The following is an 18,558-nucleotide window of genomic DNA, read 5'->3' on the forward strand; positions in this document are numbered from 1 at the left end:
CGATCGAATAACACTGTCTGGGTGGAGTAACTTTGGAAGATAAATTGCGGCAGTCGCTTTACGCCTACTGGGACTGGTTCAAAAGGAACGAGGCTCTATTTATTGCCGGCATGATCGCGGGGTTATTTTTCGCCGGCTATTGGGGATACTTGCAGGTTCTCCCGCGGGCCGGCAGTGACGATTCTGCTTTGCAGTGGGATGCGATCTACAGTGCGATCAAGCTATTTATTTTTAACGGGCCGGATGTGACGCAGGAGTGGCCGCTCATCCTGCAAGTGGTTCGTATTCTTGCCCCTTTTCTGCTTATCTATACCGCAGTGAAGACTCTTTGGCTGCGCGCAGGTGAGCACATTTCGCTGTTTCTGCTGCGCTTTCGTTATCGGCGTTTTGTTGTGGTGTGCGGCATCGGCGAGACCGGCTATCGCATTGCGTTGCAATATCTGCAGTACTCAAGCAAGCGTGTTGTACTTATTGATAATCGCCCTATGAATCCACTGGTCGCCAAGCTGCGCATCATGGGTGCTATTGCCCTGATGGGTGATGCACTGGACAGTGCGACACTGGCGCGGGCGCGTGTGGCATCCGCTAGTGAAGTGTTCGTTTTCTCTGGTGATGATGAAAAAAATGTTGCGGTGGCGAAGGCGATTCACCGGGTCGTGCGAACAAAGTCATCGAGTGCCGAATCGATGGACCATGTTGCTACGGATCACCCCCGGCTTCGTTGTCATATTCAGGTGGATACCGGTGAAGTGGCTGAAATCTTTCAAGACCACTCCTTCTTTAACCTGATTGATGAACGCCTTGAATTGCGCATATTCAATCGGAATGTTTCCGTTGCGCGCAATATCATGGATAAGTGCGCGCCCGACCTCTACTACAGGCCAGCTTCCGCTCAGGACGAGCCGATGCATGTACTGTTTCTTGGCTTCGGGCCTCTGTCTCAAGCGCTGTTGATACAGTACGCCTTGACCGCACACTACGCCGACTGTCGCAAGCCGTCGGCGATCGTGCTGTGCGACGATCAATGTCGCCGTGCCGTGGATCGTTTTCGGCAGCGCTACACGCATATCGACGAAGTGCTTGATCTGGCATTTCGCTTTGTCGATCCGCAGACCCTCGACCCGCAAAGCTGGAAAGCGATGCTTGAACAGCAGCGATTCCAGCTGTGCTATACCGCTCTGGAACACGATGTAGACGGCATCCTTGCCGCGCGGCGCCTGAACCGTATGCGGAACACCATGGGCGTAGCGCCGATACACTTTGTCGTCTGCCTCAATCAGCAGTCGTGGATTTCGGAAGTGGTCGATGACGATTTTCTGCCGATTGAAATGGATAAAACGGGCCTCGGCACTGCCGTCCCGATCGAATATTTTGAGACCTTGGATGAGACCATCACGATTGATGTGGTGGTGAACGATCGCCTGGATCAGCTGGCGGTAGCCATTCATGAGCGCTATTTGCAGGGGCAAATCGACGCGGGTACCAGTAGAGCGGATAACCCCTCCGTGGTGACCTGGCGCTACCTGCCGCTGTACAAGAAAGTGGCCAATCAGCGTGCCGCCGCACATCTGGATGTGAAGTTGCGCATTGCGCTCTGCCGCCGGGCGCAGGTGCAGGCACCATTGCCGCGGGCAAGCTTTCCCCCGAATGGTGAGCTTATGGAAGTTCTGGCAAAGGTGGAGCACCAGCGCTGGTGTGCCGATAAGCGTCTGGCGGGGTACCGCTACGGCCCGGCGCGTGACGATGTGCGTTTTCTTCACCCGGACCTGAAGCCCTGGGATGCGCTAGCCGAATCCGACCGGGAAAAAGACCGCGCACTGATCCGCGAAATCCCGGCATTGCTGGCGCTGATTGGCCAGAAGGTGGTCTCCGAAGCCGGCGTCGAAGTCGCAGCTAAGGGAAAGGGGAAGGGGGCGCTGGTCGCAGAAGAGGCGGGCCCCTGAGCCTACCGAAAACACGCGCGGGTTAGCTGCTTATGCCACAGGAGCCTACGCGATTTTTGTAAGGCTGTGAGTCCTGCAGGAAGGTCAGATAGTCCGCGCGAAAGCCGGCACAGGAGCTGGTCGCATCATCGGAGGTGGCACAGCAGCGGATGGTTTCGCGCAGCGCGCGCTCCGAGGCTGCGTCGAATGCCTGTGAGTGTCCGGCACCGTACATGATGCTGTCGCTCCAGGATTTCGCCGGGCGCCAAGAGTTGTTGCCGTAGGCCCCGCCATAGAAGCATCCTGTGCCCTGCAGGCAGTCCTGGCCGATGTCCTCGGTGCCCCATGCTGGGGTGCACTGCCCGCCAAAGTAGTCGTCTTCGGTGTCTTCCGACCAACCGCAGCAGGTGTAATTGCCTTCGTCGTCGGTTTCACATTCGCCTTCCGCGGAACGATTGAAGCTGGTGCAGCTCGCCTTGTCGGTAAGGGTTGGGCAGGTAGCGTTGGCGGACTGGGTGTACTCGGAAGCGGGTTTGAAGCTGTTACACCATTTGGCGCAGCCAGGCCCGTCCAGATTGGCCCACGCACGGGACAGCGCACTGGGCCAGCCGGTGACCGCCGTGCCATCGGCGTTGACCCCGCCATCGTACAGGTCCGCGAGCCCGAAGTTATGGCCTACCTCGTGGATGACAATGTTGCGCAGCTGATGCAGGGCGGTGTCACTGTCCTGCCAGTCGCGGTCGCTGGCTACATAGATAATCTCGCCCCCGCTAGCGCCGTAATCCCCTTCCGCGATGACCACCTTCATTACACCGTGGATATCGTTACTGCCACATTGCTGCAGAATGTCTGAATGTATCTGATCGGTGTCGCAGTAAAACCCGCCCCCGGAATTACGGCTACAGCCCAGGGACGCAAAGCCCTGCAGATCAATCTGGTAAAAGGCAAACTGCCCCGAATACTCGGAAAATGGTGGCAGCCCCTGAAACTGGTTTTCAACGGCATCCTGCACAATCTCGTCGAAGTACGGTGCCCCGTCGAGGTTGGCAAACAGCACCTTGAGGGGGGCCTCACTATTGCCGGCGAAGGGAATACAGCGCTCCAGTGTGGCGTAGTTGCCGGCGGCGACATCTTCGCTCTCCGGGCTTTGTTGGGTTGAATCCCCGTCGGAGGTGGAGGGCGTCCCGCCGGAGGAATCCGAATTGTCGCCCGGCGCGTAAGAAGGAGGCGTCGGGTTCAGTTCTGTGTCATCCGGTGCTTCCGTCCCTCCGCCGCCACCGCAGGCGGTAAGCGCCATCAGCAGGCTGAATACAGAGAGGATGCGCAGGGCACGATACGGATATGTGAAGAGAGCTGGCATAACAGGGGTTACGGTGTTCGATTATTGTGTTTTGTCCCTGCGCCGCAGAATTGTGACTGCCTGGTGCTGGTTCCCTGTGCCGGAGCGCGCAAAAAGGCAGCATTTTATGGGCCTGCTGCCATTGAAGCCAGCGCTGAAAAGCCTGAAACTGACGATGGATAATGAGTCATGAAAGCGGGCTGTTTGTCCCGTTGGAATTAACCTTGGATTGGGAGGAAAAAGTGAGAAAACTGTTTCTTTGGATGGTGTCGATGGCAATCACTATTCCGGCATTGGCACTCGAGGTAGGAAGCCCCGCTCCGGAATTTTCTTTGCCGGGGTCGGATGGAAAAACCTACACATTGTCCGATTTCAAGGGCAAGCAGGCGGTAGCCATTGCCTGGTATCCCAAGGCGTTTACCAAGGGGTGCACCATCGAGTGCAAATCCCTCGCGGAGAATGGCCACCTGATTCGTGAATACGACGTGGCTTACTTCATGGCCAGTACCGACGAACTGGAGGACAACACCAAGTTTGCCGAGGAGATGAAAGCGGACTTTCCGCTACTGAGCGACCCCAGCGGTGAAGTGGCGGAAGCCTATGGTGTGAAAATGCCGGTGCTGAACATGGCCAAACGCGTGACTATCTATATCGGCAAGGATGGGAATGTGTTGAAAATCGACCGGGACATCAAGCCGGCCACCAGTGCGGAAGATATGGCGAAAACCCTGGGTGAACTGGGCGTTGCCAAAAAGGGATAATCACCGGTAGATAAATGGTCCAAAAAAAAGGCCGCTAATGCGGCCTAACACTTGGGGGGTCTTTCTCCTTGGGTTTGGGGGGACAAATTGGGTGCTCCAGGTAGAGTAATCAGGTTGAATTAGTCGCCGGCGTTAGTTCTGCTCGATCACTTCAAATGTCGCGATGGTCGGAATGGTTCCCTGCAAGTCTGTTTCTATGGTGTCCATGACCCTGAGGTTGTGGCACAGGTTTTCCGCACGGGATTCCAGCAGGCGGGCCCGCTCCTGAACGACGGCTTCAGCGGCCTCTGCGGCGGCTTCTGCATCGCGCGCAATGCTCGCGCCACCGGTAAATACGGCCTTCAGTGCATGCCAGGTGAGGGTGCCTGCAGACTGCAAGGCAATCTTTTCAATGCGCGGCTCCAGTTCGCTCTCAATAATCTGCTCGATCGTATTTTCGATGTTTTCTCCGGCAGCCACATCCCAGTTATCGCCCAGAACATAGATGCCGTTTTCGTTGCGCAGCCGGTCGCGCGTTGTGTAGCGCACCTGGCTGGCGGCATGCTGAAACTCCACAGAATCTGGGTGGTCGGCTCCAGCCAGTGCCGTTAAGGCAATACCCACACCTTCCATGGCGATATCCACCGCATCGATGGTGATGTTGGTAATATCCTTGCCGGTCTGCAGAAGTCCCGCGTGGTAAGCCTCCAGTTGATTCTGTTGCTTCGCGTCCAGCGTAATTACCTGCCCATTTATATCCAGCTGCTGCGGCTTGTCCGCCACATAACGCAGTATTTGCTGGCTATCGTCGTGTATGACCTCAAAGAACTCCGCACTCACTCGGGTGCTGTGGTGCAGGCGCATGGAGCATTGCTGGTCGGTGTCGTGCATCAGACTGATCTCGCCAGCAGTGGTGGCTAGTGGAGCGCTGAGGGCCGCGACAGACAAGAAAATCAGGGCATTTTTCATAGTACGTTCTACAGAAATTCCGGTTGATGGCACTGTGACGTCTTCAGCGCACCGGCCGGATGCACTGACGCGAAAAAAATATCATCAATTTTTTGTTCCGCCCTAACTGGCACGCTTATTGCTCTTTCTCTGATAACGGCAGTCGCAGTTTCTCTGCACCAATATTTATCCGATGTACAACAGCGAATTTCGTTGCGGATCCCTTGGGTTGCGCAACACGGGCAGCTTTTGCCTGAAGAAAGTGATGGTTCTGACGATGGTTCAAAAACGAGTGGGGAAAACCTATGAAGCGTAAAGCTCTGAGTTGTGCTGTGATGGCGGTTGCCGCCGGTTTTGCATTGGTGCCGGCAGCACCGGTGGTGGCGGAAGAAATTGAGGAGGTTGCGGTAACCGGGGTGCGGGGCAAGCCGCGCTCGGTGTCTGATTCTCCGGTGCCGGTAGATGTATTCGGAAGCGAGGCGCTGCAATCGGTTTCCTATACGGACACCAACGACGTCCTGAAGACCCTGGTGCCTTCCTATAACGTCACCAGGCAGCCGATCAGCGATGGCGGTACCTTTATTCGTCCAGCGCAGTTGCGGGGCATGCCTACCGACAAAACCCTGGTACTGGTCAATTCCAAGCGTCGCCACCGTGCCGCGCTGGTACAGATTGGCGGTTCGGGTACCCAGGGACCGGATATCGCCACCATCCCGAGTTCGGCGCTCAAGTCTGTGGAAGTACTGCGCGACGGCGCGGCCGCACAGTATGGCTCGGACGCCATCGCCGGGGTGATCAACTTTATTTTGAAAGATAATGCAGAGGGTGGTTCGTTCAGCATCAAGAGCGGTGAATACAGTGAAGGCGATGGCTTCCAGACCACCGCCACCGCTAATGCAGGGCTGCCTCTGGGCTCAGACGGGTTCCTGAGCATTTCCGGTGAAGTCGCCAAGGCAGATTTTACCTCGCGCAGTGAGCAGTATTGTGAAAGCTGGTTCTGTCTCGAAGATCAGGACCCGGCCTTTATCGAGGCCGCAAAAAGTGCCTCACTGGAAGGTGATGTGGTGCAGCCCTGGGGGCAACCCAACTCCGAAGCGGCGCGCATCTTCTTCAATGCTGGCTACGATCTGGGAGACGGTAAAGAGCTGTACGCATTTGGTAACTATTCCGCGAGCGAGGCAGACGGCAGCTTCTACTATCGCTACCCCGGTAATGGCACCATCGAGGATCTCCGCGAGTCGGATGGCTCTATCTACAGTCCGCTGGAAAAATTCCCTGGTGGATTTACCCCGCGCTTCTCCGGTGAAGTGACCGATTACTCGCTGGTCAGTGGCTTCAAGGGCGAGATGCTCTCTGGCCTGCTGTATGACTTCAGTGCGCGCTACGGCAACAGCGAAGTGGCCTATACCCTGCGCAACACCATTAATCCCTCGATGGGGCCGGACAGCCCCACGGCCTTCAAGCCGGGCACGCTGGCCAACGAAGAGATTCAGTTGCAAGCGGATTTTTCCAAAGAGATGGACCTGGGTCTGAGTGCGCCGGTGCTGGCTGCGTTCGGCTTGAGTTACATGGACGAATCTTATGAACTCACCGGTGGTGATGAGGCCTCGTATACCGCCGGCCCATACGCCACCCGCGATCCGTGGGGTTTCTGTGATGGCGATATGCCCACCGCGGCCGGCCAGACGGTAATCGATGGCGGCTCCACGCTGGACTGTGCGGATGCGAGCGATCCGGTTTACCGGGTGGTTGGTGTTGGTTCCAATGGTTTCCCCGGTTACTCTCCGGAATATTCCGGAAGCTACACGCGTGATTCTTATGCGGTATACGGTGACCTGAGCTCGGACGTGAGCGAGCGGTTGTTTGTGCAGGCGGCGGTCCGCTTTGAGGACTATTCCGATTTTGATTCGGAGCTGGTTGGCAAGCTGGCCATGCAGTACGACCTCACCGAGAACATCGGTCTGCGCTCATCCGTGGGCACGGGCTTCCGTGCACCAACACCGGGCCAGCAGGGCACCACAAACGTGTCTACCCGTCTGCCCAATGGTTTTCCGGTAGCGACCGGCCTGTTCCCGGCCAGTAGCTCCGTGGCACAGGCGCTGGGCGCAGAGGCCTTGAAGCCGGAAACGTCCACCAACTTCACCTTTGGTTTCACTGCCGACTTCGACAAGCTATCCATGACGGTGGACTTTTATCGCATTGATGTGGATGACCGCACCTATGCCATCTCCACCCTCGACGTATCGGCAGATAACAGCAGTGGTGCCGCGTACGACAACTACCTGGCGCTGGTCGATGCCGGGGTGGTTGGCGCCGAGTCGATCGGTGGGGTCTTTTACTTTACCAACGCGTTCGACACCCGTACCCAGGGTGTGGATGTGGTGGCGACCTATCCGGTGAGCTGGTCCGACACCAATACCACCAACCTGACGGCATCGTTTAACTACAACAAGTCTGAATTTGCCTCCGATCCCAGTGAGTATCTGAACGAAGAGGATGAGTTCGATTTCGAAAAATTCCAGCCAAAATTGCGCGGCGCGATCACCGCAATGCACGATGTTGGCCCGGTATCGTTGATGGCACGTGCCAACTGGTATGGCAGCTACGAGAATTTTCAGAGTGGCGAGATTCAGGAATACGATCCCCTGGTTATGGTCGACCTGGAGGGCCGTTATCATTTGACCGAAGCGACCAATGTCAGTGTTGGTGGCCGCAACATCTTTGACCAGTATCCTGACAAAGATGAACTGGGTGATTACTGCTGTGGGGCAGTCTATGCATCGGACACCGTGGTCGACTGGCAGGGCAGCTTCTACTACCTGAGCCTGAATCACACCTTTTAAATTGCAGTTGTCTTCTGCAAACTTGAATCCCCGCTTCGGCGGGGATTTTTTTATGCGGTTTAAGTTTTCAATACGGTGACAGAATGGATCGGACATAAAAAAGGCCAGCAATGCTGGCCTGTGGTTGGATCCTGCTGACTGGATTCAGCTCATCCGGTGCAGCACCTTGGGTAGCGCGGAAGTGTATTTCTGCACGTCTTCAATTTTGCCCATACTGACCCGCGACCAGTTGGTGTAGTCGCGGTAGATGCCACGGATAAACACATTCTCTTTTTCCATCTCTGCGCGGAAGGTCTCTGCATTGAGGTCGCCGAGATTGACAAACATGAAGTTGGTGACAGACGGCAGCGCAGTCAGCCCATTTTCTTTTACTGCGGCACTGACCATGTCCCGTGCTTCTTTGACCTTGATACGGCAGTAGTCCATAAACTGCTGGTCTTCATAGCAGGCAATGGCGGCGGCAAGACCGGCCTGGTTCAGGCCGTACCAGCCAAGGCCATAGCGCTCCATTTCCTTGACTTTTTCCGGCTGCGCGATCAGGTAGCCGACGCGCATCCCGGCAAGGCCATAGATTTTGGAGAAGGTCCGGGCAACGATGATGTCGTGTCCCTGTTTGATCAGCGGCACCACGGTGTTTGCATCGCTGTTGTCGGTGAGTTCGTTGTAGGCCTCATCCGCCAGCACGGTGCACTTCTTCGATGCCTTGATACAGAAATTTTGCATGGCGACTGAGTCGATCAGCATGCCGGTCGGGTTGTTCGGGTTGGTAACCTGCACCATGGAAATAGAGTCGTCGATAGCCGCGTACATGGCATCGAGATCGATCGCCAGAGACTCGAGTTTTGGCAAGCGTTTGATTTCGCCAATTTCCTGGATTTCCACTACGCGCGAGGTCGTGTCCCAGAACAGGTCGGGCCCCAGGATATTTCCTTTTTGAGCGGCGGCAACCGCCGCTGCTGCCAGCCCTGCACTGCTGCCAGAGCCGAGGGTAATGTAATCGGGTGTGAGGCCGTGGCGTTCGGCGATCATGGATTTCAGGCGCGCGACGCTGTCGTAGACGTAGTAGGCACCTTTCTGGCTGGCTTCCATCATGGCCTTGAGCGCTTTGGGGCTGGGACCGTAGGGGTTCTCGTTGGCGTTTAGTTTGGCCACCCCGGGTGGCGGGCCATAGAGGGGCGTTGGACGTACGATTTCTTTTGCGGAGGCGCTGCTGGCCAGCCCGCCCATGGTGGCGGCCGATAGGGCCGCGGTGGAGCCCTGTAAGAACATCCGTCTGCTAAGCGATTTGTGCATTATTGTATTCTCCCCGTGTGAGTGTTTTTCAAGCATCAGTTGGAATGGATCAGGCCTTGGCAAACATCGCCAGGGATACTGCGATCAGGTAGACCCCGAACAGGCGTTTCAGGTGTAGTTCATTGAGACTGTGTGCCCAGCGCGCGCCGATTGGCGCCGAGATAATAGAAAACACCGATATCGCAATCAGTGCTGGGATATTGATGTAGCCGATCGAGCCTATGGGCAGATTCGGTGCGTTGAGCCCCATAATGAGGAATCCAATCGCGCCAGGCAGGCCGATCAGGAAGCCGATTCCGGAGGCGGTCGCCACGGCCTGGTGCGCCGGCCGGTTGCACAGCACCATGGTCATTACCGTGATAGTGCCGCCGCCGATACCCAGCAGCGAGGAAAACCCACCGAGAAAGCTTGCCAGCCCCGCCCGCGCAAACCCGGTTGGCATCTCCAGCTTGCCCTTGAGACCGTCGAACAGGTGGGGAAACAGAAAGTAAATGGAGTACAGCAGGACGCCGGCAGCGAAGACGTACACCAGGCTCTTGCTGTCGGTAAACGACGCGATATATAGCCCGGCGCCCACGCCGAGCACAATCCACACCGACCAGTCCCGCAGCACCTTGAAGTCCACCGCGCCCCGTTTGTTGTGTGCCTGTACCGAGCGCGCCGACGACACCACGATGGACGCAAGGGATGTGCCGACCGCCACACGCATCATTTCATCCGACGCGCTGTGCAGGAATGGAAACACCGCTAATAGCGCGGGTACCACCACAAAGCCGCCGCCATTGCCGAACAATCCAGCGGTGATGCCGGCAATCAGGCCCGCGACGCAGAGCAGCAGGATAAAAAGTGATACTTCTTCGACGGTCATTGGCTCTCCCGGTGTTCTTTATTGAACACCCTTTCAAAAGCATTAACTGTGCCAATAAGCGCCTGAGGTAAATGGATGCGGTGAAGCGAATCCCGCGGTCGCTACGCGGTGGTGAAGAATGGCTCCGGTGAAGCCCTGTAGAGCGCTTTTTTCGCTCCGCAGTAGACCGAAATGCTCTGCGGAGGTTTACGGATGTGCGGCGGCTGGTTATCTTCGTCGCCTGATCTAACAAACTCAGCCACAAAAATTCCGCAAGGCACAGCCGGGGGAGAAATGTTCAAAAGAATAATCATGCTGGTAGCACTGGTCTTCAGTATCGGTGTGCAGGCTGAAACTATCAGCAGCCTGACCGCAAATATGCAGAAGCAGCAGGGGCTGTTCGACTTCTACTGGGATGAATCCAAAGGGCGCATCCTGTTACAGGTTGACCAGTTCGACCGGGAACTGCTGCTGGTGACCGGCCTCGCCCAGGGGCTGGGCTCAAACCCTGTGGGCCTGGACCGCAATCAGGCCGGTGAAAGCCGCGTGGTCAAGTTTGAACGGGTTGGCAACAAGGTCCTGATTCATCAGGTCAATCTGGGGTATCGCGCCCAGTCCGATAATCCGGCGGAGCGCCGGGCGGTGGAGGAAGCCTTCGCCACCTCTGTACTGTGGGGCTTTGAAGTGATTGCCGAAGAAGGGCGCGGCGTGCTCGTGGATTTCACCCCGTTCCTGCTGAGCGACCAGCACGGTATCGCAAAGCGGCTGAAAGACGCCAAGCAGGGCAGTTACCAGATCGACGCCGGCAAGTCAGCGATCTTTCTCCCGCGGACCAAGAGTTTTCCCCAGAACACCGAGTTTGAGGCGCAGCTGACGTTCGCCGGCAGCGAGCCCGGCAATTACATGAAAGAAGTGGTGCCGACGCCGGAACTGGTCACCCTGCGCCAACACATATCCCTGGTGGCTCTGCCAGATGATGGCTATCAGCCGCGCAAGTTTCACAGTCGCAGTGGCTACTTTCCGCTGCAGTATCGTGACTACGCAACGGCAATCGACCAGCCAATGGACCAGCGGTTGATTTTCCGTCACCGCCTGGAGAAGAACGCGGGCAGCAACGAAGCAGTGGAGCCCATCGTTTACTACGTGGATTCCGGTGTGCCGGAACCGGTGCGCAGTGCACTGATCGAAGGCGCAAGCTGGTGGAACCAGGCATTTGAAGCGGCCGGTTTTGAAAATGCGTTCCAGGTGAAAATCCTGCCGGAAGATGCGGACCCACTGGATGTGCGCTACAACGTGATCAACTGGGTGCACCGCTCTACCCGCGGCTGGTCTTATGGCTATTCTGTTTACGATCCACGCACCGGTGAGATTCTCAAGGGGAATGTCACCCTCGGCTCCCTGCGAGTACGTCAGGACTTGCTCATCGCCCAGGGCCTGCTGCAGCCTTATGACAGCAAAGATGCGGATGTTGAAAACCTGAAGGCCATGGCGCTTGCCCGCATTCGCCAGCTGTCAGCCCATGAAGTGGGGCACACCCTGGGTATTGCACACAACTTTATTGCCAGCGCGGAAGGCCGTGCCTCGGTCATGGATTACCCGGCACCCCTGGTTACCCTGAGCGGGCGCGATCTAGAGCTGGGCGAGGCCTACGCCACCGGTATCGGTAGCTGGGACAAGCTGGCGGTGCGCTACGGCTATGGCATTGCCGATGGTAATGAAGCGGAATACCTCGCCGGCGTACTCAGCGAGGCCGAGAAGCAGAAGCTGCGCTTTATCTCCGACCCGGATTCACGGGCCATCAATAACGCCCACGCGGGGTCCCACCTGTGGGATAACGGCGGCGACGTATTGGAAGAGTTTCAGCGCATGACGCAGCTGCGTCGTCACGCGCTGGAAAACTTCTCCACCGCCGCCAACCGGCCGGATGTGGCCCGCTCTTCCCTGGATGAAACCCTGGTGCCGGTGTATTACGGGCATCGTTACCAGGCGGAAGCCGTGGGCAAACTGATCGGGGGCCTCGATTACAACTATCTGTATAACGATGCCGGCACTGAGAGTTACACCATGGTGGCGGGCGACCGCCAGCAGCAGGCCATCGACGCGCTGGCGTCTACCCTGAAGCCGGAATTTCTGACATTACCGGAAAAGGTGTTAGGCCTGCTGCCGCCCAAATCCTACGGCTACGAGCGCACAATCGAAAGTTTCCCTGCCTACACCGGTGTGGCCTTTGACGCGATCGCCATGGCCGAAGCCGCCGCCGGCCACACGTTCTCCATCCTGCTGCACCCGGAGCGCGCCGCGCGTCTGCAACAGCAGCAGGCACGGCGAGGCGAGGGCCCCGGCTTCAACACGCTGCTGGCACAGCTGACGGCGCAGGCACTGGCCAGTGAAGACTACACTGGGCTGGAAGCGGCCATCCATCAGCGCGTTAACCATGTGTATATCCATCAGCTGATGGTGCTCGCGAACAACAATAAAGCACCCGAATCGGCCCGCGCTCGCGCCAGTTTTGAGCTGGCAAAATTCCAGCACGCGATCGGCGAAATGAAACTGTTTGGGGATGATCCCCAAGGTTATAACGCGCACTATTTTTACGAGGCCAACCGCATCGCATCATTTATGAATGGCGATCTGGAGGTGGACAAGGGTGACCTGAAGCCCATGCCGCCGGGTTCCCCTATATAAGCTGCAGCATTAACCGCTGAGCATCAGCCTTACTACGCCCGACGTAAATGGGATAAATGTCATTTATGTCGGGCTTCCCCCCTGAGCGGCTGACTCCAACCCAATACATTTCGATTACACGTCATTACAGCCGTATGGACATTGCGGCAATCATTGCTTTAGCCTTGCTCGTTATCTTCCACGATTTGGTGCAGTGTGACTGCGGGCTATCTCCGGCGATACCTGATACCCCCCTATCCGCCAGTAAATCCTGGTTCCTACGTATAAAGCTCAAAAATAAAGATAGTCTGGATTAGTCATGAATGATTGGGTATTCAATCGTGTGTTGCGCATCGCTACCGTAGCCCTGATTTTACTGCTGGCCGCCTGTGGTGGTGGATCCGGTAGTGATTCGAGCGGAGGAGGGGGGCTTAGCTCAAGTAGCTCTGGAAGCTCTAGCGGCTCCAGTAGCTCGAGCAGTTCAAGCAGCTCCGGTAGCTCGAGCAGTTCAAGTAGTTCCAGTAGCTCAAGTAGTTCTAGTAGCTCAGGTGGTTCTGGCAGTTCGAGCAGCTCCAGCGGAGGTATCGTAGAACCTGAGCAGGGCATTTTTTTTGACAGCCCCGTAGCAGGACTTTCATACACTACAGATTCTGGGCTGAAGGGGACGACCGATACCTTGGGTGCTTTCGAGTACCAGCCTGACGACAACATTACCTTTACTCTGGGCAGCATCACGTTTCCAGAGCTGCCCGCGCAACCAGTCATGACACCGCTGGACCTTTTTTCTGCTACGGATTTCAGTGATCCGGCATTGGTCAATACCCTGGTGCTGCTGCAGTCTCTGGACGACGACGGTGACATACAGGATCACATCAATATTTCCGCGGTACGAGCCGACGCCGTTACCAGCGCCGGCCTCGAGCTCTCTGATCTCGACCAGCCGTATGCAGAATTCGTCACCTCGGAAAAGGTGCAGGCGCTGCTTGAAGCCTTGGGCGTGGATGCACTGCGCGTATCCCGTTTGAATGCTATTTTGCATTTCGAACGTGCGCTGGCGGATTCACCGATTCTCGATATCGACGGCGACGGGCTGGCGAATGTCGATGACCCGGATGATGACAACGACGGCACCATTGATGCGCTCGACCACCTGCCCTGGAACCCGCAGGAGCAAGATGATTTTGATGGCGATCGTATCGGTGACAACACCGATACCGACGACGATGCCGATGGCCTCGAAGATGCGCTGGATGAACATCGTGAATTTGTCGTCATTAGTCGTAGCGACCTGGGCTCAGCGGCACACAGTTTTGTAGATGCCCAACACAATCTCTTGTATGTCTCGATAAAAGATCGCAATGCACTCGATGTGCTGGATTTGAAGTCCGGTGAAGTTGTGCAAACTCTGGCCTTCGACAAAATGCCGGAGCGCATGACGGCTTCGTCCGATGGCAGCAAGCTGTATATCGCGCTACTGGAGCGGGAGCACAGTTCTTACTGGTGGGACGAAGACCAGATCGGGTATGTAGCCATTGTTGACCTGAACAGTCGCAAGGTGGTTAAAACACTTACCCTGAAAGTTGACCCCTACGACCTGGTGGTAACCGATAACGGTAAATTAATCATAACCCCGGGGTCTGGACAGTGGGGCAATATTATCGCGTTCGACGCCGATACTGGCGCCGAACTAGCGAGAGCTGGCAATATTTACCAGCGTTCGCAGATTGCAATTCTGCCATCCGAGCAATCACTGTTCACGGTGAGAGACAGTTCCTCCCGCATCGACAAGTTTGATTTCAGCGGTGCTGGCATCACTCGCATCTCTGATGTGCCCCATAGTTACGAACATCGTATGGGCTATGATATATGGGCCACACCTGACGAAAAATATCTTCTGGCGGGTGCCGGAGATTTATACAACGCCAATGATTTGTCGTTTGTCAAAAGTATTGCTCCATTATCGAAACTCATAATCGCGGTCCATTTTGACACGCTACAGAATCTGGCATGGGTGGTTCTTTCAGACAGTAGTGTGCTGATTTTAAACCTTACTACGTTTGAGGTTATAGCCAGTGACGTTGTGCTTGGCAGTGTTATTGGCATGGCAACTGACGCAACAACCATTACCTATTTCATTCTTGATCGGGGTGAGCTGATCACCCTCAGAAAGCCACACCCTTGCACCAGGTGTTTCGAAAATACCGCGCCCATGGCGCAATTCGGTTTTACTCCCACGAATGGGGATACCACCGATACCTATGTTTTTGATGCATCCCTTAGTGACGATGCAGAAACGGGGGAATCACTCAAGTACCGCTGGGACATCGATAACGATGGCCAGTGGGAGACCGGATTTTCTCCGGAGGCCCTGTTTGAGCATCGTTTCCGGATTGCAGGGAGCCGGTTTGTACGCCTGCAGGTAAAAGACCAGGGTGGCTTGGTTGCGAGCACCATAAAAAGCATCAATGTCATCCAGGGCGTGGACAGCGGGATTGTGGTTGACGACAGTGTCGCTGACAGCCTGAACTTCGATGTGACTCAGGTTTTGGAGGATCGGGCGCGCGGACTACTGTATATCTCCGATAAAAGCGCCAAGCGGCTTTACGTAGTCAACCTTGCCAGTGGGCTGACCGAGCGCTATTTCGAGTTCGATCTGATGCCCGAGCGTATGGCGATGACACCGGACGGCAGTAAAATGTATCTGGCCCTGCTGGCTCAGGAGCACAGTTCTTACTGGTGGGACGAAGACCAGTATGGCTACATTGCACAGTTTGACCTGGAGATACTTGCGCACACCAAGACATTGAAAGTGGATGTAGATCCTTTCGATCTGGTGGCCACAGATGCGGGCAAGCTGATCATCGCCTCCGGCTCCGGACAGTGGACCAATATTTTTGCCTACGATGCGGAAACCGGCGGTCTCCTTGGTAGCAGCTCCATTCGCCAGGCTTCCAGGCTGAGCCTGCACCCGTCACAGGATTGGGTATTCGCGGCCACCACGGATTCTTCACCTTCCGATTTTTCGAAATTTGATATCCGCGGTGCCGGTATTGAGCTTGTCGGCGATTCACCGTATCACGGCGATCATCGCGTACGTGGAGGCGTCTGGGTCACGCCGGATGGCAATTATCTGGTTTCCCGTGGTGGCGATATATTCAAGACATCGGACATGACCTATGTCGCCAGCATGACCTCCGAGAGCGTCTATATTGATCAGCTGATTTTTGATGAAGTGGAGAACACGGTATTTGCCGTGACCACGGAAAACAATATCCAGTACTTCAACATGAGTAGCTGGATGCCCGTAGGGACCCTGGCGTCGGCCGTTGGTACCGAATGGTTGTCGATCATCGACGACGAGCTGGTAGCTGTAGCGGATTCTGGCAGTGGGTATCAATTGGTTTCTTCTGCACACCCATGTATTGGATGCGGCGCAAATACACCGCCGGTGTCGGTGTTCTCGGTAAATGCCGGTGCGGCTACGACAGTAGCTGTGCATATATTCGACGCCTCGGCAAGTTCGGACGCTGAAGACGGAAGTGCCCTGAGCTATCGCTGGGATTTCGATGGCGATGGGAGCTGGGATGCAGAATTTTCTTCGTCTGCCACCCGTGAGCACAAGTATGTTCTCGCCGGAAGTTATCCTGTGCGCCTGCAGGTGCGTGATAGCGGTGGACTGGTGGCGACGTCCACTCAGAATATCGTCGTAGAACAAGGTATTGATCCGGGAATACCGGTCACTGATAGCATTCCCTATCAGCTGGATTTCAGTGCTACGGATATGGAAGTGGACCTTGCCCGTAGCAAGGCCTACATCAGCGATAAATCTGCGCGTCGTTTGTATGTGGTTGATCTCCTTACGGGCTTGACCGAGCGTTACTTTGAGTTTGAGCAGATGCCGGAACGCCTGACAATGACACCGGATGGCAACAAGCTGTATCTGGCGCTACTGGTGCAGGAACACAGCAGCTATTGGTGGGAGGAAGAGCAGTACGGTTATATCGCGGAATTTGATCTGGAATTACAGAGCCAGGTGAACACTCTGTTGGTCAGTGTTGATCCTTATGACCTGGTGGCGACCGACGGCGGCAAGCTGGTGGTTTCATCCGGTTCGGGCCAGTGGACCTACATCCACGCCTACGATGTTAGCAGTGGTGCTCTCCTCGGCTCCAGCTCAATCCGGCAGGCGTCCCGTCTTGCCTTACACCCGTCTCAGGAAGCAGTATTTGCTGCAGATACGGACGTTTCCCCCTCGGATATCGAAAAGTTCGATATCAGCGGCAGTGGTATTTCCAACCTTGGGGACTCGCCCTACCACGGTAGCCACCGCATGCGCGGAAACGTGTGGGCCACGCCCGATGGAAGCTATGTCATTACACGCGGTGGTGACCTGTTCCGTGCGTCGGATATGGAATTCGTGGCAGAGCTAACGGGTACCGGTATCCTGATCGAGCAGTTGTTTTTCGATGTCACCGAAGACATGGCATTTGCGCTGCTGTCAGACGGCACCGCACAATATTTCAATATGACCTCGTGGCTTCCGGTGGGTAGTCTGGCCGTTGCTGCCGATACGCAGTTTATCGCCGCGGTTGGCAGTAGCGTGTTTACCGTGGTGGAGGGCGGTGCCTCATCCCAGCTGAATGAAACCGCCCATCCCTGCGTCGGATGTGGATCGAGCAGTCCACCGACGGCATCCTTCAGTTACGGGCCCGATGCCGGAACCACCGCGGATGACTTCATGTTTGATGCCAGCGCCAGCGTGGATGCGGAAGACGGTACCAATTTACGCTTCCGCTGGGATATAGACGGCGATGGCCAGTGGGACAATGGCTTCTCTACAATAGCAACATTGGAGCATCGCTTCCTGCTATCCGGAAATGTGACCGTGCGTCTGCAGGTAGTGGATTCTGCTGGCTATACCGCCACCGCTCAGCAGCAGATCTCCGTGACACAGGGTACGGATACAGGCACGGCGGTCTCCGACAGCACCGCTTATGAGTTGAATTTCGCGATTACCGATCACGTTGCCGACCCTGCACGGGACAAAGCGTATTTCAGCGATAAGTCGGCGCAACGGTTGTACGTAGTGGACCTCATTAGTGGCTTGACCGAACGTTATTTCGAGCTTCCGTTTATGCCTGATCAGTTGGCTATCACTCCGGATGGCAGCAAGCTATATCTTGCCCTGTTGGCCCATGCGCACAGCGGAACACGCTGGGAGCAAGATCAATTCGGCTACGTGGCTGAATTTGATCTGGAGCTGCAGGCACACACCAATACTCTTGCGGTCGGTATTGATCCCTACGACCTGATCGCGACCGATGATGGACTGATGGCCATATCGTCCGGCTCGGGCCAGTGGACCGAGATTCATCTCTACGATACGGCGACTGGTAGCAAGTTGGGTTCCACGGGTATTCGTCACCGCTCGCGGCTCGCACTACACCCTTCACAAAATGCTGTATTTGCTGCGGATACGGATCTCTCACCTTCGGATATCGAGAAATTTTCGATCAGTAGCGCGGGTATTGTCAGTGAGGGGGATTCGCCGTATCACGGAGATCACCGCATGGCGGGTAATGTCTGGGCCACGCCGGATTCGCAGCATGTGGTCACCCGCGGTGGCGATGTATTCCTCGCCTCGGATTTGACCTATGTGCTGAGCATGACCAGTGCGGGGGCGGGGGTTGAGCAGGTGGCGTTTGATCCGGCAACTGGAAGCCTGCATGCAATTGGTATGGACGGTATTTTGTACGAATACGATTATCTCAGTAGTTTCGAACTTCTGGGCACAGACGCCAGCTATACCGATCCAAAATATTTGTTGCAGGGAAGTGGTCAGCTGTATGTTGTATTGCCAGACGGAATTGGTCATCGCCTACAGCAGGTGACGGAATAATCCAGCGCTACTGCGCGATTCGTAATGTCTTACCATAAAAAACGGCGCATGGCGCCGTTTTTT

9 protein-coding genes are annotated in these 18,558 nt (G+C 55.9%); 5 read left to right on the top strand and 4 right to left on the bottom strand.

Going from position 1 to position 18,558, the window contains the following annotated elements:
• The first annotated feature begins 32 nt into the window (after positions 1 to 32).
• On the top strand, positions 33 to 1,943 hold the full coding sequence (locus AU182_RS03900) for an NAD-binding protein (RefSeq protein WP_066960886.1): 1,911 nt from the start codon (positions 33 to 35) through the stop codon (positions 1,941 to 1,943).
• Positions 1,944 to 1,965: 22 nt separating this feature from the next.
• On the opposite strand, the gene AU182_RS03905 is transcribed toward AU182_RS03900, so the two are convergent.
• Complete coding sequence (locus AU182_RS03905) at positions 1,966 to 3,282, bottom strand: hypothetical protein (RefSeq protein WP_066960889.1); 1,317 nt, start codon at positions 3,280 to 3,282, stop codon at positions 1,966 to 1,968.
• Positions 3,283 to 3,503: 221 nt separating this feature from the next.
• Between AU182_RS03905 and AU182_RS03910 the strand changes: the two genes are divergently transcribed.
• Positions 3,504 to 4,022 carry a peroxiredoxin gene (locus AU182_RS03910; RefSeq protein WP_227718110.1) on the top strand — a complete coding sequence of 173 codons (519 nt, stop codon included), beginning with the start codon at positions 3,504 to 3,506 and terminating at the stop codon, positions 4,020 to 4,022.
• 132 nt (positions 4,023 to 4,154) lie between these two features.
• Here AU182_RS03910 and AU182_RS03915 read toward each other — a convergent pair whose 3' ends face one another.
• The gene (locus tag AU182_RS03915; protein ID WP_066960896.1) at positions 4,155 to 4,970 is read right to left on the bottom strand and encodes a DUF2884 family protein; all 816 of its coding nucleotides are present in this window, start codon (positions 4,968 to 4,970) and stop codon (positions 4,155 to 4,157) included.
• Positions 4,971 to 5,254: 284 nt separating this feature from the next.
• Here AU182_RS03915 and AU182_RS03920 point away from each other — a divergent pair, with 284 nt between their 5' ends.
• Positions 5,255 to 7,792: a TonB-dependent siderophore receptor gene (locus AU182_RS03920; protein WP_066960898.1), complete on the top strand. Its 2,538-nt coding sequence runs from the start codon at positions 5,255 to 5,257 to the stop codon at positions 7,790 to 7,792.
• Positions 7,793 to 7,936: 144 nt separating this feature from the next.
• Here AU182_RS03920 and AU182_RS03925 read toward each other — a convergent pair whose 3' ends face one another.
• Together AU182_RS03925 and AU182_RS03930 are read right to left on the bottom strand one after the other, a co-directional pair.
• Complete coding sequence (locus tag AU182_RS03925; protein ID WP_066960902.1) at positions 7,937 to 9,085, bottom strand: histidinol-phosphate transaminase; 1,149 nt, start codon at positions 9,083 to 9,085, stop codon at positions 7,937 to 7,939.
• Positions 9,086 to 9,134: 49 nt separating this feature from the next.
• Entirely contained in the window at positions 9,135 to 9,953 is an 819-nt protein-coding gene (locus AU182_RS03930) for a sulfite exporter TauE/SafE family protein (protein ID WP_066960903.1), read from the bottom strand.
• A 273-nt stretch (positions 9,954 to 10,226) separates the two neighbouring features.
• Here AU182_RS03930 and AU182_RS03935 point away from each other — a divergent pair, with 273 nt between their 5' ends.
• Positions 10,227 to 12,617, top strand: a complete 2,391-nt coding sequence (locus AU182_RS03935) for a zinc-dependent metalloprotease (protein WP_066960906.1) — start codon at positions 10,227 to 10,229, stop codon at positions 12,615 to 12,617.
• A gap of 655 nt (positions 12,618 to 13,272) precedes the next feature.
• A complete protein-coding gene (locus AU182_RS03940; RefSeq protein ID WP_066960908.1) occupies positions 13,273 to 18,495 on the top strand; it encodes a PKD domain-containing protein in 5,223 nt (1,740 codons plus the stop codon).
• The last annotated feature ends 63 nt before the right edge of the window (positions 18,496 to 18,558 follow it).

The sequence above is a fragment of the Microbulbifer sp. Q7 genome (assembly GCF_001639145.1).
Lineage (GTDB): Bacteria > Pseudomonadota > Gammaproteobacteria > Pseudomonadales > Cellvibrionaceae > Microbulbifer.

Bases quoted from the DNA above. Each gene is read 5' to 3' on its own strand.
- AU182_RS03905 (WP_066960889.1), bottom strand. From the start codon at position 3,282: ATGCCAGCTCTCTTCACATATCCGTATCGTGCCCTGCGCATCCTCTCT.
- AU182_RS03915 (WP_066960896.1), bottom strand. From the start codon at position 4,970: ATGAAAAATGCCCTGATTTTCTTGTCTGTCGCGGCCCTCAGCGCTCCA.
- AU182_RS03920 (WP_066960898.1), top strand. From the start codon at position 5,255: ATGAAGCGTAAAGCTCTGAGTTGTGCTGTGATGGCGGTTGCCGCCGGT.
- AU182_RS03925 (WP_066960902.1), bottom strand. From the start codon at position 9,085: ATGCACAAATCGCTTAGCAGACGGATGTTCTTACAGGGCTCCACCGCG.
- AU182_RS03930 (WP_066960903.1), bottom strand. From the start codon at position 9,953: ATGACCGTCGAAGAAGTATCACTTTTTATCCTGCTGCTCTGCGTCGCG.
- AU182_RS03935 (WP_066960906.1), top strand. From the start codon at position 10,227: ATGTTCAAAAGAATAATCATGCTGGTAGCACTGGTCTTCAGTATCGGT.